Source organism: Rhizobium sp. P2_G2 (assembly GCF_056403555.1).
In genome coordinates, this window is the sequence record NZ_JBFUFF010000004.1 from 100,156 (window position 1) to 116,389 (window position 16,234).

The following is a 16,234-nucleotide window of genomic DNA, read 5'->3' on the forward strand; positions in this document are numbered from 1 at the left end:
GTCGCGGCTTTCTCAGGCGGCTTTCTTGTTGCGCTTCAGCAGTTCCTTGACCAGCGCATCGTCGATCTGGCCGTTGGGCTCCAGGCCGACGGATTTCTGGAACGCCTTGATCGCCACCACCGTCTTCTTGCCCAGTTCGCCGTCCGGCTTGCCGGCGTCGAAGCCGTTATTGTTGAGGATCGCCTGGATGTTGCGGATCGCCCGCTTCATGTCGATCGTCGCCGTGGTATTGCCCTTTGTGGCCCATTCGTCCGGCACCATCGGATTGTTGGCGCTGTCGTTCATCTCCTTCGGCTTCCAGAGGTCGAGCTTGGCCTTGGCGGTCTTGAGCTGCTCGGCGCTCATCGCATTGGCCACTTCGTCTCGCTTCTGCGCCGCATCCTGGTCGCCCTGCCGGGCGGCAATGCCGAACCACTTGTAGCTCTCGGTCAGGTCCTGCTTGACGCCGCTGCCGCGCGCATAAAGGATGGCGAGATTGAACTGGCTGTCGCGGACATTGAAATCGGCCGCAGCCTCGAACCAGTGGGCGGCTTGCGTGAAATCCGGATTGCCGGCGGCGCCCGTGGCATAAAGCACCGCGAGATTGTGCATGGCGCTGGCATTGCCTTTTTCCGCGGCCGATAGATAGAGCGTCCGCGCCTTGTCGAGATCGCGCGCCACGCCCGTGCCCTTCTCGTAGAAGCTGGCAAGGCGGTATTCAGCGGGCGCAATGCCCTTGTCTGCGGCGAGCTGATACCATTTGGAGGCCGCAGCAAGGTCGATCTTCATGCCCCCGCGGCCATCGGTATAGCGAGAACCCATTTCGAAATAGGCGAGCGCATCGGCTTTCTTGACCGCCTCGACCAGCGAAGCGGGCTGCAGGCCGGCGGGCAGCTCCGGCGTCGCGGCCGGAATGGTCTTGGTGTCCGTCTGCGTTTCGGCCGTCGCGACCTTGTCCTTGATCATCGGCTGGGCCGCGGCGTTGTCGCCTGGCTTGGCCTTGTCGGTCGCCAGCGCCGGATCGGCATCGGCCGGCTTGCTGAGATCGGCGGCCGGAATGGTGATTTTTTCCGCCGGCGCCATGTCGTCGGTTTTTTGCAGCGACGTCGCGTTGTCGGCATTGTCGGCTGGCGCAAGCAGCCGCTCCTTGCCCATATCCGCCTTCTTCGCAGCGGGCTTCGCATCCGGCTTGACCGGCGCGGACTTGTCCGCATTGACGTCGGCGTTGACGTTCTGATCCGCCTTGATGTCCAAGCTGCGGGTCTGGGCGACCGGCGGAGGGGCGGCATGATGCCGGCCGATCAGGTTGGAGACCAGCGGATAGGACATGACGACGAGCAGCACGGCAGCCGCGGCAAGCAGGATCGGACGGCGGCTCTCGCCGGCGGCACCGAAGATCGACTTCGATTCCTTGTCGGGCTTGGCGGACTTATCTTTATCCTTGCCCTTGGCGGCAGGCTGAGTGAACTTCTTTCCGGCCGTCTCCTGCGCAGCCGCCTGAGCGGCACGACGGGCGGCGGCGATCACGTCGGCCTGGCCGGCCGGAGCGGCCTTGCTGACGCCATTGCCGGCCTTCTGCCCGGCACGCACGCGCTCCATGATCTTCTTGACATCCGGCACGCCGGAGCCGGGCTCCATCAGCAGGCTTTCGCTTTCCGACGCCACCATCATCTCGCCTGCGTCGAGCGCCGGCGCCGGTTCGATAGCGACGCGCGCCTCGGCCTTTTCCTTCTTGCCCGGCATCAACTTGGCCGCCAGGCCGGCGATCAGGCTCTTGGAAGCAGGCTTTTCCTTTGCCGAGCCAAGGGTCGGCTGGGCTGCGGCATCGGCGGAAATGTCCGCATCGGCGGCATCGAGCAGCATGTCGACGTCCTGAAGGACATCCACCTTGGAATTCTTCGGCGCTGAGCGGACCGGCGGCTCCTCGATGGCCGCGGCAATTTCGTCGAATTCCGGCTGCGTCGCCTTCGGCATTCTGGCGGCAGCAGCAACGGGTTCGATGTCGCGCGGAACCTCGCGCTCCATGCGAACCGCGGCCGGTGCCGGAGCGGCGACACCATGCTCGCCCAGATCGTCCAGGCGATTGGCAATCTGCACCAGTGTCTGGTGCAGTGCCGAGAAGGTTTCGGCCGTCCGCTCTTCGCTCGATCGCGTATGCGCCTCGAGTGCGCGCAGATCCTCGGCCAGCCCGGCAAGCGCCGAGATATCGGCGGGGATCGCGGCATGCGGCGTGACACTGCTGCGCGAATAGGCCTCGACCACCGCCTCGGCAGCCTGGCGTGCGGCCTCGACGATGAATTCATCGCTGGAAGCGAGATAGTCTTCGATCGCCGTCATCCGTTCGGCGAAGGGATCGCCTGCCGCGACGACCGGGGCAGCGCCGGGCGTGCTCAGCAGGGCGGACAGCGACGCAATCTGGGTTTCGAGATTGCGGATCGCAGTCGTGTCGGCGGCAGGCGCTGCGACACTCTCGTCGAGACGAAAGGCGATTTCACTCAGGCGGCTCTCCAGTCGGGACATGTCCGCATGGTCGAAAGCCGGTGCCGAAACGACAGCCGCCGCCGGATGTTCAAGTTCGTCGAGCTTGCGGGTCAGCAGTTCCAGCCGCTCCATCAAGGCTTCGCCGGGTGCATTGAGACCATCGATCTTGCGCGAAATGTCGGCGAGATGGGTGGAAACTTCAGGGGCCTGCGGCGCCTCGCGGAAATTGCGCTCGATCAGCTTGGAAAGCTGGCCGATCCGATCTTCGAGCTTTTGCGCCGCATCCTCGTTGGCGAGTTCGTCGATCCGGGCGGTCAAAGCTTCGATCTGCCCGACGATCTCGCTTTCGTGATCCGGCGCCTGCAGCAAGTCGATATGCGCGGTCAGTTCGCCGATGCGGTTCTCAAGCCGCTGGAAGGCGGCGCTATCGGTGCTGGCGGCGCTCTGGCTGGTGCTGGCGGCAATGGCGCGGCTGATCTCGTCGAGCCGGCCATCAAGCCAGCCGAACTGTTCCGACATATCCGTGCGGGCTTCGACGCTGCGGCCGAGCGCCTCGACGGAACTTGCCAGCGCAATCAGCTTGTCCTCGAGTGCACGCACTGCCGGACCGGCATTGGCGTTGCCGAGGCCGGTTTTCATCTCGTCGACCCGCCAGGCAAGATTGACAAGTTCCTGTTTCAGCGGTTCCGGATCGATCGCGGCGATCGACGCTTCCGTGCGATCCCAGCGTCCCTCGAAGTGGCGCAGGCTGTCCTCGCGGGCAAGTCCGGACACCATGTGGCGCAGGTCGTCGAGATCGGCCCGCAGATCGTCGCTGGTCTGGACGTGACGGGTGTCGCCGAGCCGGTCGATGCTGTCGCCCAGCCGTATCAGCTCATTGCGGATCACTTCATCGCCGCCATGCGAACTGGCCGCGACACTCTTGAGACTGCGCATGTCGTTGCGGATTTCGCCGAGATCGTAAGCCAGGCGATCGGTGTTGAGGCCTCGCTTCAGTTCAGCGCGAAGTGCGGCCAATGCGCCGGCAATATCGTCAAGCGCTGCCGATTGGGTGGGCTGTGCTGCGCGTTCCGGCTCGGACCAGGCCCGCTGCGGGCGACTTTCCTCCCGTTGGCGAAGCTCTGGCTCTTGCCGGGGATTGCGCTCTATCGCGGCGGAGACACGGTCTCGGGCGCTCAGCGCCCTCTGCCGCTCAAGGATTTCATCGACGGGATTGCCCGCGGAAGGATAGGGGCGGGTCGGCGCCTTGCGCTCGCTCACCAGGCCCTGAATGCGCGCCTCAAGCCCCTCTATGGTCCGGTTGAGCTGGTCCAGAGAGGACTTGCCGCCGTAACCCGAGGTATTTGATCGTGATCCGTTCATGTCACCAGCCCGCTCGATCCCACCGCCGGATGTGGTTGATCCGGCCCATTCCTTTCGGATGGCTGTCGTTTCAGCGTGCTCCGGATAGAATGCGTCACCTCGTTGTAACAGGCCGGACTTTCGCCGGGCTGTCGAGTTGGCTAAAACCACCGGAAGCGCGCAAATCGTACACCGCACCGCGTTTCATTAACGAGCTTTAAGAAATCATGGTAAACAAGCCGTTAATGTAAGCGGAAGGCCGTTAAAAATAGGTGATTTTTGAGTAATGTGCGGGCTGGGAAGCCGCGATTGCCAAATCCGGACGCGGTCACGGCCGTTCGGCAGCAGGCCGGCGGCGATATCATTTCGTCACTATAGGGAAACTGATCACCAGGCGGTTTTTGCCGTCGCCAGCGCATAGGCATATTGCGAGATGACGACGACGATATTCATCTTTACCGCAAGGGTGCAGTTTCCGGGACAGGAGAGATTGTGCGCCGCAAGGTGCTTCAGGAGCAGATCGACGTCTCTACCATTGGTGAGGGGAAAGCTCAAAGTCATAGGCTTCTCCGACGGTTGGCGACGGTTGCCGGGAGCGGCGTCGAGGGATCATGCCACAGAATTGATGCTCCGCAAGAAGGATTTCGCACTTGCGAAATTAAAATCGATTAAAATATTTTAAACTTTTGATCATCCCTTCAAGAACCCGAAGAGCGAACAAATCGCCGCAATCTGCATTCTGACGTTTACGCAAACGTCAATATTTTGTATTAGTGTCCTTGTTCGAAAATGGCTTGGGTGAGGAGAGATTGCATGCCGGTTTACAAAGCGCCCGTCGAAGACACGCTGTTCGTGCTGAACGATGTCCTCGGCATCGAGAAATACCACAATCTCCCCGGTTTCGCCGATGCCACGCCCGATATGATCGAAGCCATTGCCGGCGAAGCGGCGAAGCTCTCTGAGGAAGTGCTGTTTCCGCTCAACCGCGTCGGCGACGTCGAGGGCTGCATCCGTAACGATGACGGCTCGGTGACGCCGCCCAAGGGCTTCAAGCAGGGCTATGACCAATACTGCGAAGGCGGCTGGTCGGGTCTCTCCGTGCCCGAGGCCTTCGGCGGCCAGGGCCTGCCCTACACGCTGCACAGTGCCGTCGGCGAATATATGTCCTCGGCCAATATGGCGCTGATGATGTATCCCGGCCTGACCAACGGCGCCATTGCCGCCATCCTCGTCCATGGTTCGGATGCGCAGAAGGCTGCCTATCTGCCGAACATGGTTTCCGGCAAATGGTCGGGCACCATGAACCTGACGGAGCCGCATTGCGGCACCGATCTCGGCTTGCTGCGCACCAAGGCGGTGCCGCAGGGCGACGGCACCTACAAGATCACCGGCCAGAAAATCTTCATCTCGGCCGGCGAGCATGACATGACCGACAATATCATCCACCTGGTGCTGGCCCGTATCGAGGGCGCACCGGAGGGTACCAAGGGCATTTCGCTGTTCATCGTGCCGAAATTCATCCTCGACGCCGATGGCAAGCCGGGCAAGCGCAATGGCGTTTCCTGCGGCGCCATCGAAAAGAAGATGGGCATCCACGGCAATGCCACCTGCGTCATCAACCATGACGACGCGGTGGGCTATCTGATCGGCGAAGAGAATCGCGGCCTTGCGGCCATGTTCGTAATGATGAACGAAGCCCGTCTCGGCGTCGGCCTGCAGGGCCTCGCCGTCTCCGAAGCCGCCTATCAGAGTGCCGCCCATTATGCCCGCGAGCGCATCCAGGGCCGCTCGCTGACCGGCCCCAAGGTGCCGGACAAGAAGGCCGATCCGATCATCGTCCATCCGGACGTGCGCCGCGCGCTGATGCAGATCCGTTCGATCAACGAGGCCGGCCGCACCTTCCTGCTCTATACGGCGCTGCAGTCCGACATCGCCCACCGCTCGCCGGACGCCGCCGAGCGGCAAAAGGCGGAGGACATCCTGTCGATCATGACGCCGATCCTCAAGGGCGTGATGACCGATCGCGGCTTCGACAACGCCGTGCAGGCGCAACAGCTGTTCGGCGGCCACGGCTATATCGAGGAAAACGGCATGAGTCAGTATGTTCGCGATGCCCGCATCGCCATGATCTACGAAGGCGCCAACGGCGTGCAGGCCATGGACCTCGTCGGCCGCAAGCTGGCCGCCAATGGTGGCCGGGCCGTGATGGCCGTGTTCAAGGAGATCGGCGATTTCTGCGAGGAAAACCGTAGCGATGAACGGCTTGCACCCTTCACCAAGGCGATCAAGAAAGGCCTCAACGATGCGCAGGCCGCGACCATGTGGTTCATGCAGAACGCCATGGCCAAGCCCGACAATGCCGGCGCCGGCGCCACGGATTACATGCATCTCTTCGGCCTGGTCGTGCTCGGCTATATGTGGGGCCTCAGCGCCAAGACGGCTTATGAGAAGCTCGACGCCGGCGACAGCCGCGCGGATTTCCTCAACAACAAGCTGGTGACCGCGAAATTCTACATGGACCGCCTGATGCCGGAGACGGCGCTGCGCAAGGCTCGGATCGAGAGCGGCGCGGACAATGTGATGGCGCTGGCGGCTGAAGCGTTTTAGTTTGCGGATGCATCACCTAAGTTATATATTGGTATAACTTTGTAAGGAGATTCCGATGGCTTCTACATCAACCCTCAGAACGGTCGGCGGCTCCGTGATGATGGCGATTCCTAAGCCGCTTCTCGACAGTCTCGGCATCGCCGCTAACGCCAAGCTCGACCTGACGGTGGAAGACGGGAAACTGGTCGCTGTTCCGAGAAAGCGGCCGAGATATACGCTGGATGAGCTCATGGCCCAATGCGATCTCGATGCGCCGTGGACGGAAGAAGAGCGTGAATGGCTTGAATCGAAACCCGTCGGCCGCGAGATCATCTGATGGACGTCGGCGAAATCTGGCATGTCGACCTCGATCCCACGATTGGTCGCGAACAGTCCAAAGCACGATATGTTCTGATCGTTTCACCACGTGCTTTCAATCAGTTGGGAACGCCGCTGATCGCGCCGATTTCGTCCGGCGGCGAGTTCGCGAGAGCGAAAGGCTGGGCGGTATCGTTGTCTGGAGCCGGCACGCGCGCGACAGGCGTCGTGCTCTGTCATCAAATAAGGACAATCGACATACAAGCCAGGAAAGGCCGATTTATCGAGAAAGTCCCAAGCTTTATCGTTGAAGAAGTTCAGGCGAGGCTGTCGTCGCTCTTCGAATGAGCGGAGGCGCCCGAGAAATTGGAATAGGGAAGAAGCACCATGACCGAAGCCTATATCTACGACCATGTCCGCACCCCGAGGGGCCGCGGCAAGAAGGACGGGTCGCTGCACGAAGTGCCGTCCGTCAGGCTGGCGGCGCATGTGCTCGAAGCCATCCGCGATCGCAACGGGTTGAACACGAGCACCGTCGACGACATCATCTTCGGCTGCGTCGATCCGGTGATGGAAGCAGGCTCGGTGATCCCGCGCGCCGCCGCCTTCGAGGCCGGCTATGACACGCGCGCGCCGGGCATGCAGATTTCGCGTTTCTGCGCCTCCGGCCTCGACGCCGTCAACCTCGCCGCCGCCAAGGTGGCGCAGGGCGCCGACGACATCATCATTGCCGGCGGCGTCGAATCGATGAGCCGCGTCGGCATCGGCATGTCCGGCGGCGCCTGGCCGGTCGATCCCTCCGTGGCAGTGCCGGCTTATTTCATGCCGCAGGGCGTCTCCGCCGACCTGATCGCAACCAAATATGGCTTTTCCCGCGATGATGTCGACGCCTATGCCGTCGAGAGCCAGAAGCGCGCTGCCAAGGCCTGGGAAGGTGGTTACTTCAAGAATTCGGTGATGACGATCAAGGACATCAACGGCCTCACCATCCTTGACCGTGACGAGCATATGAGGCCGACGACGGACATGCAGGCGCTGGCCGCGCTGCAGCCCTCCTTCGTCATGATGGGCGAGATGGGCGGTTTCGACGCCGTGGCAATCCAGGCCCATCCGGAAGTCGAGAAGATCAATTATGTCCATCACGCCGGCAATTCCTCCGGCATCGTCGACGGCGCGGCCGCCGTGCTGGTCGGCTCGAAAGCCGGCGGCGAGAGCATGGGGCTGAAGCCGCGCGCCCGCATCAAGACGATTGCCAGCATCGGCTCCGACCCGGCTTTGATGCTGACCGGTCCGGTCGACGTCACCGAAAAGCTCTTGAAGCGCTCCGGCATGCAAATCACCGACATCGATCTCTTCGAACTCAACGAAGCCTTCGCCGCCGTCGTGCTGCGCTATATGCAGGCCTTCGACATCCCGCATGACAAGATCAACGTCAACGGCGGCGCCATCGCCATGGGCCATCCGCTCGGCGCCACCGGGGCCATGATCCTCGGCACGGTGCTGGACGAACTGGAGCGGCGCGGCCTTTCCACCGCGCTGGTGACGCTCTGCATCGGCGCCGGCATGGGCACCGCCACTATCATCGAACGCGTCTGAGGAGATCGACATGGCCTATACCAATTTCACCGTCGACACCGACGCGGACGGCATTGCCCTTGTCACCTGGGATATGAAGGACAAGTCGATGAACGTCTTCACCATGGAGGTGATGGACGAATTCGATCATTTGATCGACGACATGACGGCGGATGCTGCCGTCAAGGGCGTGGTCTTCACCTCCGGCAAATCGAGCTTTTCCGGCGGCGCCGATCTCACCATGCAGAAATGGTTCTTCGCCCTGATCGACCGCGAGCGCGTCGAAAACCCCGACAAGCTGGCCGGATTGCTGTTCGAGGGCGCCGGCCGCATGGGCCGGATGTTCCGTAAGCTCGAAACCTCGGGAAAACCCTGGGTGTCCGCCATCAACGGCACCTGCATGGGCGGCGCCACGGAATTGTCGCTGGCCTGCCATGGCCGCGTCGCCTCCAATGCCAAGTCGGTCAAGATCGGCCTGCCGGAAGTCAAGGTCGGCATCCTGCCGGGCGCCGGCGGCACCCAGCGCCTGCCGCGGCTGATCAACACCCAGGACGCGTTGCAGATCATGACCACCGGCCAGGACCTGACGCCGTCGCGTGCCAAGGCGCTCGGCCTGCTCAACGACGTGGTCGATCCGGACAAGCTGATCGAGACGGCCAAGGCCCTGATCAGGAACGGCCTCGATCCGGTCGCCCCCTGGGACAAGAAGGGTTTTAAGGCCCCCGGCGGAGCGATCTGGTCGCCGCAGGGCGTGCAGCTGTTCTCGGCGGCAAACGCCATCCTGCGCCGCGAGACCTATATGAATTATCCGGGCGCGCATGCGATCCTGAAAGCCGTCTACGAAGGCCTGCAATTGCCCTTCGATACGGCGCTCAAGGTCGAACTGCGCTATTTCATCCATATCCTGCAATCGACCGAAGCGCGCGCGATGATCCGCTCGCTGTTCGTCTCGATGCAGGAACTCGGCAAAGGCGCCCGCCGTCCGCATGGCGTGCCGCCGACGAAATTCTCCAAGATCGGCATTGTCGGCGCCGGCTTCATGGGTGCCGCCGTCGCCTATGTCACGGCCCGCGCCGGCATTCCGGTCGTGCTGCTCGATCGCGACCAGGAGGCCGCCGACAAGGGCAAGGCGCATTCCGAAACGCTGGTCAAGGATGCGATCGGCAAGGGCAAGTCGACCAAGGAGGAAGGTGAGAAGCTCCTGTCGCTGATCACGCCGACATCCGATTACAGCCAGATCTCCGACGCCGATCTGGTGATCGAGGCGGTATTCGAGGATCGCAACGTCAAGAAGGCGGTGATCGAACAGGTCGAAGCGGTTCTGCCGGCAAGCTCCATCTTCGCCTCCAACACCTCGACCCTGCCGATCACCGGCCTTGCCGAGAATTCCAAGCGGCCGGACCAGTTCATCGGCGTGCATTTCTTCTCGCCGGTCGAGAAGATGATGCTGGTCGAAGTCATCCTCGGCGAAAAGACCGAGGACAAGGCAATTGCGGTTGCGCTCGACTATGCCGCCGCGATCAAGAAGACCCCCATCGTCGTCAACGACACCCGCGGTTTCTACGTCAACCGCTGCGTCTTCCGCTACATCAACGAAGCCTATGACATGCTGATCGAAGGCGTGCCGCCGGCAATGATCGAGAATGCGGCGAAGATGGCCGGCATGCCGGTGGGTCCGCTATCGCTCAACGACGAGGTGGCGATCGACCTCTCCTACAAGATCATGAAGGCCGAAATCCACGATCTGGGCGAAGCTTCCGTCAAGAAAGAGCATATGGCCCTGGTCGACAAGATGGTGACCGAACTCGGCCGCCTCGGCCGCAAGAACACCAAGGGCTTTTACGACTATCCGCCGAAGCCGGCAAAGAAATCACTCTGGCCTGGCCTGAAAGACCTTTATCCGCAGAAGACAGCCGAAGAGGTCGACGTCAAAGTGCTGCAGCACCGCCTGCTCGGAACGATCGCGCTCGAAGCGGCCCGAACGGTCGAAGAGGGTATCGTCACCGATCCGCGCGAAGCCGATGTCGGCTCGATCCTCGGCTTCGGCTTCGCGCCCTATACCGGCGGGACGCTCAGCTATATCGACGGCATGGGGGTGAAAAACTTCGTCACCATGTGCGACCAGCTGGCCGACGCCTATGGGGAGCATTTCAGACCGACGCCGCTGCTGCGCGACATGGCTGCCAAGGGCGAGACCTTCTACAGCAGGTTCGATCCTTATCGCGAGGAACAGGCAGCGTAATCGCCAAGCGGCGCAAGCGCTTCAGCCCTAACAAAAGCCACGCGGAACAATCGACGCGTGGCTTTTTCTTTGCTCAGGCAGCGGATCTCGACCGCTGGTCATCGTTTGCTGCTTCCACAGCAGCGACAGCCGCCCGTCTGTGACCACTCAACTCTGCACCGGCGGTGGGCGAGAAGCGAAGGTTCCAGATCGTCGCCAGGAGCGAAATCGTGGTCACGACCACGAAGGCGAGAGAAAAATCCTCGATCTTCGGATGGACATTGCCATGGAAGGTCATCGAACTGTTGAGCACCAGCGCACCGACACAAATGCCGAGCGACAGCATCAATTGCTGCAGCGTCGTATAGAAGCTGGTGGCCGAGCTCATGCGCTCCGGCGCGATCTCGTCATAGGCAACGGTATTGTAGGCGGTGAACTGCAGCGACATGAAGCTGGCGCCGGTGACCAGAACCAGGAAGATCAGTGCCACCGGCCAATCCGGCCGGAACGCGGCGCAGAGCCCATAGCCCAGGCTGGCGCCGACGCCATTGACGACCAGGCTGGTGCGAAAACCGAATTTGCGGAAAATCTTCGCCCCGACAGCCTTCATCAGCACGGCGCCAACGGCGGTGGCGAGCACGATCTGCCCCGCCTTCGCCGCCGACATGCCGAAACCAAGCTGGAAGAGCAGCGGCAGCAGAAAGGGCTGCGCGCCTTGCGTGATGCGCGTCAGCGAGCCGGCAATGACGGAGGTGCCGAAGCTCGGCACTTTCATCAGCGAGAAATCCATGATCGGCGCCGGATGCCTGCGCGCATGCCGGAGATAGGCAATGCCGAAAACCAGCCCCATCGAGACAAGGAATATCGAAAACATCCCCTCGCCCGGATGGCTCGCCATTTCGAAGCCGAACAGCAGCGACCCCAGCGCGATACCCGAGAGCACGAAGCCGACCGTGTCGAACGGCACTTTCGTCTGGTTGCGAAAGTCTTCGATGAAAGTCGAGACCAGGATCATTCCCAAAATACCGATCGGGATGTTGATGTAGAAAATCCAGCGCCAGTCGAGATAGGTGACGATGAAGCCGCCCAACGGCGGCCCGACGATGGGGCCGACCAGCGCCGGCACCAAAAACCATGTCATGGCGCTGACCATGTCCTTGCGGGCGACGCTGCGCAGCAGCACGAGACGCCCGATCGGGATCATCATCGCGCCGCCCATGCCCTGCAGCAGGCGCGACAACACCAGCAACAACAGGTTCGGTGCTATGGCGCAGAACAGTGAACCAGCCATGAAGATCGCAATCGCGGTGCGGAACACGGTGCGCGAGCCGAAATTATCGGCGATCGGGCCGCTGGCGGGAATGCAGACGGCGAGGCTGAGCAGGTAGGAGGTAAGCGCGATGCTCATCACCGGGGCGCTGACATCGAAATCGCGCGCCATGGTCGGCAAAGCCGTTGCCAGCACGGTGGCGTCAAGCTGCTCCATGAACAAAGCCGTCGCCACGATCAGCGCAACGATCCGGAAATTGGGCGCGGCACGCGGCTTGACAACAGCCGCCTCGCAGACCTGATGGGACATCGCCGGAAAAACTCACGGATGCGGCAACGGCAGGCGCTGCCATGAACGATCATATAGGGTGCTTATAATCATATATACTTAAACAATTTGAAAAACCCATCCCCTTTGCGCGCAGCTGCCATGCTGAAATGGAATGGCGGGTGACGGAGCTTTGCAAAATGATGGCGCGGAAGACGGACAATTGCATATGCGGTGATACCCCCCTCTGTCCTGCCGGACATCTCCCCCTCAAGGGGGGAGATTGGCTGGGAGCGCATTCCTAGCCCATACCAAGCTTCGAGATCGGGGCGAGCGGCAGCCGCGAGTCAATCTCCCTCCTTGAGGGGGAGATGTCCGGCAGGACAGAGGGGGGTGAGCCACAGACGACAAACCTGCAATAAAAGGAACTCACCCTCAACGAAATCCATGGGATTTTATTCCTGAGTTTCTTTACTCTACCGCTAAGGCCAGCTAACATCACCCCAATCGGCGCCTGCAGGCGCCCGGACCAGTCGGACATTCCGCCATGTTATCGCATGACAAGATCTGGGAAGCGATCGACGCCTTGGCGGCCCGCCACGACCTGACCACATCCGGCCTGGCGCGAAAGGCTGGGCTCGATCCAACCTCGTTCAACAAATCCAAACGCAGTTCTGCCGATGGCCGGCAGCGCTGGCCGTCGACGGAATCGATCCACAAGGTCCTCGAAGCAACAGGGTCGACCATCGAGGATTTCATGGTCGCGCTCAAAGGCCCGCTCTCAGCGCTCCAGCAAAGCGCCTCTGCGCAGCGGAATGCCACCATCCCTCTGCTCGGCTTTGCCCAGGCGGGCGCCGGTGGCTTCTTCGATGATGGCGGCTTTCCGGTCGGCCAGGGCTGGGATGTCGTCGAGTTCCCGGCCCAGAAGGCCGGCGTCTACGCGCTCGAAGTGCAAGGCGAAAGCATGATGCCGCTGTATCGCGACGGCGATGTCATCATCGTCGAGCGCGGCGCCCAGCTTCGCCGCAACGACCGCGTCGTCCTCCGCACCAGGGAGGGCGAGGTCATGGCCAAGGTGCTGGTCCGCCAGACGCCGAAAATGATCGAACTCCTGTCGCTCAACCCCGACCATCCGGGCCGCTCGATCGATATCCAGGATGTCGACTGGATCGCCCGCATCATCTGGGCAAGCCAGTAGGACGATTTTCCTTACTGCAGCTCCAGCACCGGCTGTTTCTCCGGCGCCGGCCTCACCGTGGCGAGCACGATGCCGCCGCCGGCGATCAGCACGGCGCCGGCAATGACACCCGCGGTCGGAATTTCTCCGAAGAAGATGAAACCGATCACTGCCGCAAAAACCAGCCAGGAATAATCGACCGGCCCGACCACTGAGATATCGGCCATCCGATAGCCGCGGATAGTGCAATATTGCGCGCCGATACCGAGCGGTCCAAGCAGCATGTAGAACAGCATATCGGTGATCGGTATCGGCCGCCAGACGAGAAAGGCAGGAACCACGAGCAGCAGGAGGCCGAAAATGTTGACATGCAGAAGCACCGTCATCGGCTTGTCGGATTGCGAGAGCAGCTTGATCAAGATGCCCTCGAAGGAGAAGAGTGCCGCACCGCTGATGGCGAGCAGCGCCGGCAAGACGTAAGCCGCATCGAGGCTGCGGAAGGCGCCGCGTGACAACATGATGGTGACCGCGCCCGCCGCGCAGACCAGCATGCCCGTTCCCTGGCGGCGCCCGATCCGCTCGTGAAAAATCAGCATTCCCAGAATGACGACGAAGACGACGTAGAGCAGGCTCATCGCGGTGGCATCGACGATCGGCATGCTGGCGGAGGCCTGCACCACCGCCACCGCCCCGAACACGCCGAAGATGGAACGAAGAAAATGCGCCATCGGCCGGCGGCTGGCATAGGAGGCGAGCGCTTCTCGCTTCAGCGCCACGACCGTGGCGAGCGTGATGAGGCCGCCGACATTGCGCAGGAAATTGATCTCGAACACCGGCGCCGTGCCGGCTGCGAACTTGCCCGAGGCGAAAATGAAGGAAAACACCGCCGTCGATGTCGCCACCCAGGCAATCGCCTCGGCATTTCTGGTCCAGAATCTATTCATGATCGCCGCCTTCTCTTGCGGCACATTTCTGCTAAGGTTCGGGCCTTCAAATCAAATGAGAAATTCTAAGCCTGCATGAGTTTTTTCGATGCAGAACCATCGCCTGTCACTCAACGCCGTGCGCATCTTCACCGTGGTTGCGCGCCACCGTTCCATCGCGCTTGCCGCCGCCGAACTCGGCGTCACGGCCAGTGCTGTCAGTCATCAGGTCCGCAAGCTGGAGACTGAGCTTGGCATCCGCCTGTTCATTCGCAGCAACAATGCCATCGAGCTGACGGACGAGGGCCGCCGTTTTCACGAGGATGCGGCAGCCGCGATCGCCATGATCGACCGCTCGGCCGAATCGATGCGCCGCAATGCCGACGAGATCGTTATCCGCGTGTCGATGTCGATTGCCGTGCGCTGGCTGATCCCGGCGCTCGAAGGTTTCAAGCATCGCCATCCCACGGCCCGCGTGCGGGTGGAGACGCTGCATCTCACCAAGGCGACGCTGGGCGCCTCGGCCGACATGGCGATCTCTTATGAACGCGCCGGTCCCGGCGACAAGGAGGGCGAACTCTTGGCCGGCGATTTCAGCAGGCCAGTGCTCTCGCCGGCTTTGCTCGCCGCCTCCGACTATCGCGGCCCGCGCGATGTCTCGAAGGTGCCGGCACTGAAATGCGCGCGGGAGAACTGGGACTGGGTGATGTGGGCGGAGAAACTTGGCCTGCCCAGGAATTCAGTCCATATCGCCCATGAATTCGACACCGACGATGCCGCAGTACATGCGGCGGTCGCCGGCCTCGGCATGGTTCTGGCGCCGGCTCTGATGACCAAGACCGAGATCACGGCCGGCACGCTTGCCGAACTGCCGGGTTTCGAGCCGGTCGAACTCGGCTCCTACCATCTGCTGGTACGGCCGGAGCCGAGCCGCATGGTCAAGAATTTCCGCGACTGGCTGAGGAAGGAACTGACGGCGCCGGCCAGTTGAACGGGTCCAGCCCACGGCGATCAGCCATGGGTGGGGACGTCAAAAACCAGAAGCCCAGGCTCTCCCAGCGGCAGTTGCGCCACCACCCGGCCGGCAGGATCGAGCACCGCCGTCGGCCCCCAGGCAACACGGTCCTCGCACTCGCCCGTGACATCGGCGGATATCAGCCAAAGGCCCGTCTCGCGACAGCGTTCTCCACGGATGGCGTTGTGCCTGTCCCTGAAACGCTCGGCCGCGTCCCGGCGCAACATATTGTTAGCCGGACAAACAATCAGCGATGCACCCTGGTCAGCGATCGCTTGGGCGGCAGCGGGAAAATTCGTATCGTGGCAGATATTGATGCCGAAGCGCAGACTGGCGACATCGAAAACCGGACTGTCGGTTCCGCCTGCGAAAATCCGTTCGCTGCCGAGCAGATGCGCTTTCCGATACCGGCCAATGACAGCACCGCCCTGCACGACGACGGCAGTGTTGAACAATTGCCCATTCTCGACCTCGATCATGCCCATGACGATCATCGGCCCGGGTTTCGGCAAGCGCTCGACAATTCCCCGAAAAGCTGGCGATGCAAGGTCGAGCGCCGCCCCATGCGCCGCCTGTATCTCAGTGAGATAGCCCTGCAGAAAACCTTCCGGGAAACACAGAAGCGAGACACCGGCCGCCCCGGCGCGGGCAATGAGGTCGACTGCACATCGCAATGCCGCGTCGACGTCATCTCGGATTTCTACGGTCTGGGCGGCTGCAATCCGCACGGTCAGCATAATATTTTTTGAAAGCTGATTCCCATGTCGTGACGATGGCGCGGCGAACTGCATTCCACAATCAAATTCGACACCAGCTGTAGGGCAGCGGTAATCGTATATGAAAAAGGCGTTGCGTTCGGCGAGCGGCAATGGCGGTTTCCCTCTTTGTCCCCTCAGGCTATCGCATATGACGCCAAGACCCCGCCCCAAACCCCGCCCCACAAGGGGGAGGGGCTTAACCCAGCCGCACCGCCTGTGCCACGTTTGAGGCAGGGAGCGTGCCGCGAGTCTTCTCCCCTCTTGTGGGGGAGATGGCCGGCAGGCCAGAGAGGGTCTTTGCGTCATATGCGATAACCCTGCTC

At 61.9% G+C, this 16,234-nt stretch carries 12 protein-coding genes; 7 read left to right on the forward strand and 5 right to left on the reverse strand.

The window, feature by feature from the left end:
• Positions 1 to 12: 12 nt before the first annotated feature.
• Both AC1D06_RS05300 and AC1D06_RS05305 read right to left on the reverse strand, forming a co-directional pair.
• A complete protein-coding gene (locus AC1D06_RS05300; RefSeq protein WP_477985439.1) occupies positions 13 to 3,822 on the reverse strand; it encodes a peptidoglycan-binding protein in 3,810 nt (1,269 codons plus the stop codon).
• A gap of 366 nt (positions 3,823 to 4,188) precedes the next feature.
• Positions 4,189 to 4,362, reverse strand: coding sequence for a hypothetical protein (locus AC1D06_RS05305; RefSeq protein ID WP_477877713.1), 174 nt, complete (start codon positions 4,360 to 4,362; stop codon positions 4,189 to 4,191).
• Positions 4,363 to 4,614: 252 nt separating this feature from the next.
• Here AC1D06_RS05305 and AC1D06_RS05310 point away from each other — a divergent pair, with 252 nt between their 5' ends.
• From AC1D06_RS05310 to AC1D06_RS05330, 5 genes are read left to right on the forward strand one after another with little or no spacing between them, the layout of a single operon-like run.
• Complete coding sequence (locus AC1D06_RS05310) at positions 4,615 to 6,408, forward strand: acyl-CoA dehydrogenase C-terminal domain-containing protein (RefSeq protein ID WP_477985440.1); 1,794 nt, start codon at positions 4,615 to 4,617, stop codon at positions 6,406 to 6,408.
• Between the two features lie 55 nt (positions 6,409 to 6,463).
• The gene (locus AC1D06_RS05315; protein ID WP_477985441.1) at positions 6,464 to 6,724 is read left to right on the forward strand and encodes an AbrB/MazE/SpoVT family DNA-binding domain-containing protein; all 261 of its coding nucleotides are present in this window, start codon (positions 6,464 to 6,466) and stop codon (positions 6,722 to 6,724) included.
• A complete protein-coding gene (locus tag AC1D06_RS05320; protein WP_477877716.1) occupies positions 6,724 to 7,053 on the forward strand; it encodes a type II toxin-antitoxin system PemK/MazF family toxin in 330 nt (109 codons plus the stop codon). Before AC1D06_RS05315 ends, AC1D06_RS05320 begins: the two co-directional genes overlap by 1 nt.
• 39 nt (positions 7,054 to 7,092) lie before the next feature.
• Positions 7,093 to 8,301 (forward strand): acetyl-CoA C-acetyltransferase, encoded by a 1,209-nt coding sequence (locus tag AC1D06_RS05325; protein ID WP_477985442.1) that lies wholly within the window; start codon positions 7,093 to 7,095, stop codon positions 8,299 to 8,301.
• 10 nt (positions 8,302 to 8,311) lie between these two features.
• Complete coding sequence (locus AC1D06_RS05330) at positions 8,312 to 10,522, forward strand: 3-hydroxyacyl-CoA dehydrogenase NAD-binding domain-containing protein (protein ID WP_477985443.1); 2,211 nt, start codon at positions 8,312 to 8,314, stop codon at positions 10,520 to 10,522.
• 73 nt (positions 10,523 to 10,595) lie between these two features.
• On the opposite strand, the gene AC1D06_RS05335 is transcribed toward AC1D06_RS05330, so the two are convergent.
• A complete protein-coding gene (locus tag AC1D06_RS05335; protein ID WP_477985444.1) occupies positions 10,596 to 12,080 on the reverse strand; it encodes a DHA2 family efflux MFS transporter permease subunit in 1,485 nt (494 codons plus the stop codon).
• 505 nt (positions 12,081 to 12,585) lie between these two features.
• On the opposite strand from AC1D06_RS05335, the gene AC1D06_RS05340 reads away from it, so the two are divergent.
• Positions 12,586 to 13,236, forward strand: a complete 651-nt coding sequence (locus AC1D06_RS05340; protein WP_477985445.1) for a S24 family peptidase — start codon at positions 12,586 to 12,588, stop codon at positions 13,234 to 13,236.
• Positions 13,237 to 13,247: 11 nt separating this feature from the next.
• Here AC1D06_RS05340 and AC1D06_RS05345 read toward each other — a convergent pair whose 3' ends face one another.
• A complete protein-coding gene (locus AC1D06_RS05345; protein WP_477985446.1) occupies positions 13,248 to 14,159 on the reverse strand; it encodes a DMT family transporter in 912 nt (303 codons plus the stop codon).
• 88 nt (positions 14,160 to 14,247) lie between these two features.
• Between AC1D06_RS05345 and AC1D06_RS05350 the strand changes: the two genes are divergently transcribed.
• Positions 14,248 to 15,129, forward strand: coding sequence for a LysR substrate-binding domain-containing protein (locus AC1D06_RS05350; protein ID WP_477985447.1), 882 nt, complete (start codon positions 14,248 to 14,250; stop codon positions 15,127 to 15,129).
• 20 nt (positions 15,130 to 15,149) lie between these two features.
• Here the strand turns inward: AC1D06_RS05350 and AC1D06_RS05355 are convergent, their stop codons facing one another.
• The gene (locus AC1D06_RS05355) at positions 15,150 to 15,890 is read right to left on the reverse strand and encodes a carbon-nitrogen hydrolase family protein (RefSeq protein ID WP_477985448.1); all 741 of its coding nucleotides are present in this window, start codon (positions 15,888 to 15,890) and stop codon (positions 15,150 to 15,152) included.
• Between the last annotated feature and the right edge of the window lie 344 nt (positions 15,891 to 16,234).

Excerpts from the sequence above, each read along its gene's own strand:
- AC1D06_RS05300 (WP_477985439.1), bottom strand. The coding sequence starts at position 3,822 with ATGAACGGATCACGATCAAATACCTCGGGTTACGGCGGCAAGTCCTCT.
- AC1D06_RS05305 (WP_477877713.1), bottom strand. The coding sequence starts at position 4,362 with ATGACTTTGAGCTTTCCCCTCACCAATGGTAGAGACGTCGATCTGCTC.
- AC1D06_RS05310 (WP_477985440.1), top strand. The coding sequence starts at position 4,615 with ATGCCGGTTTACAAAGCGCCCGTCGAAGACACGCTGTTCGTGCTGAAC.
- AC1D06_RS05315 (WP_477985441.1), top strand. The coding sequence starts at position 6,464 with ATGGCTTCTACATCAACCCTCAGAACGGTCGGCGGCTCCGTGATGATG.
- AC1D06_RS05320 (WP_477877716.1), top strand. The coding sequence starts at position 6,724 with ATGGACGTCGGCGAAATCTGGCATGTCGACCTCGATCCCACGATTGGT.
- AC1D06_RS05325 (WP_477985442.1), top strand. The coding sequence starts at position 7,093 with ATGACCGAAGCCTATATCTACGACCATGTCCGCACCCCGAGGGGCCGC.
- AC1D06_RS05330 (WP_477985443.1), top strand. The coding sequence starts at position 8,312 with ATGGCCTATACCAATTTCACCGTCGACACCGACGCGGACGGCATTGCC.
- AC1D06_RS05335 (WP_477985444.1), bottom strand. The coding sequence starts at position 12,080 with ATGTCCCATCAGGTCTGCGAGGCGGCTGTTGTCAAGCCGCGTGCCGCG.
- AC1D06_RS05340 (WP_477985445.1), top strand. The coding sequence starts at position 12,586 with ATGTTATCGCATGACAAGATCTGGGAAGCGATCGACGCCTTGGCGGCC.
- AC1D06_RS05345 (WP_477985446.1), bottom strand. The coding sequence starts at position 14,159 with ATGAATAGATTCTGGACCAGAAATGCCGAGGCGATTGCCTGGGTGGCG.
- AC1D06_RS05350 (WP_477985447.1), top strand. The coding sequence starts at position 14,248 with ATGCAGAACCATCGCCTGTCACTCAACGCCGTGCGCATCTTCACCGTG.
- AC1D06_RS05355 (WP_477985448.1), bottom strand. The coding sequence starts at position 15,890 with ATGCTGACCGTGCGGATTGCAGCCGCCCAGACCGTAGAAATCCGAGAT.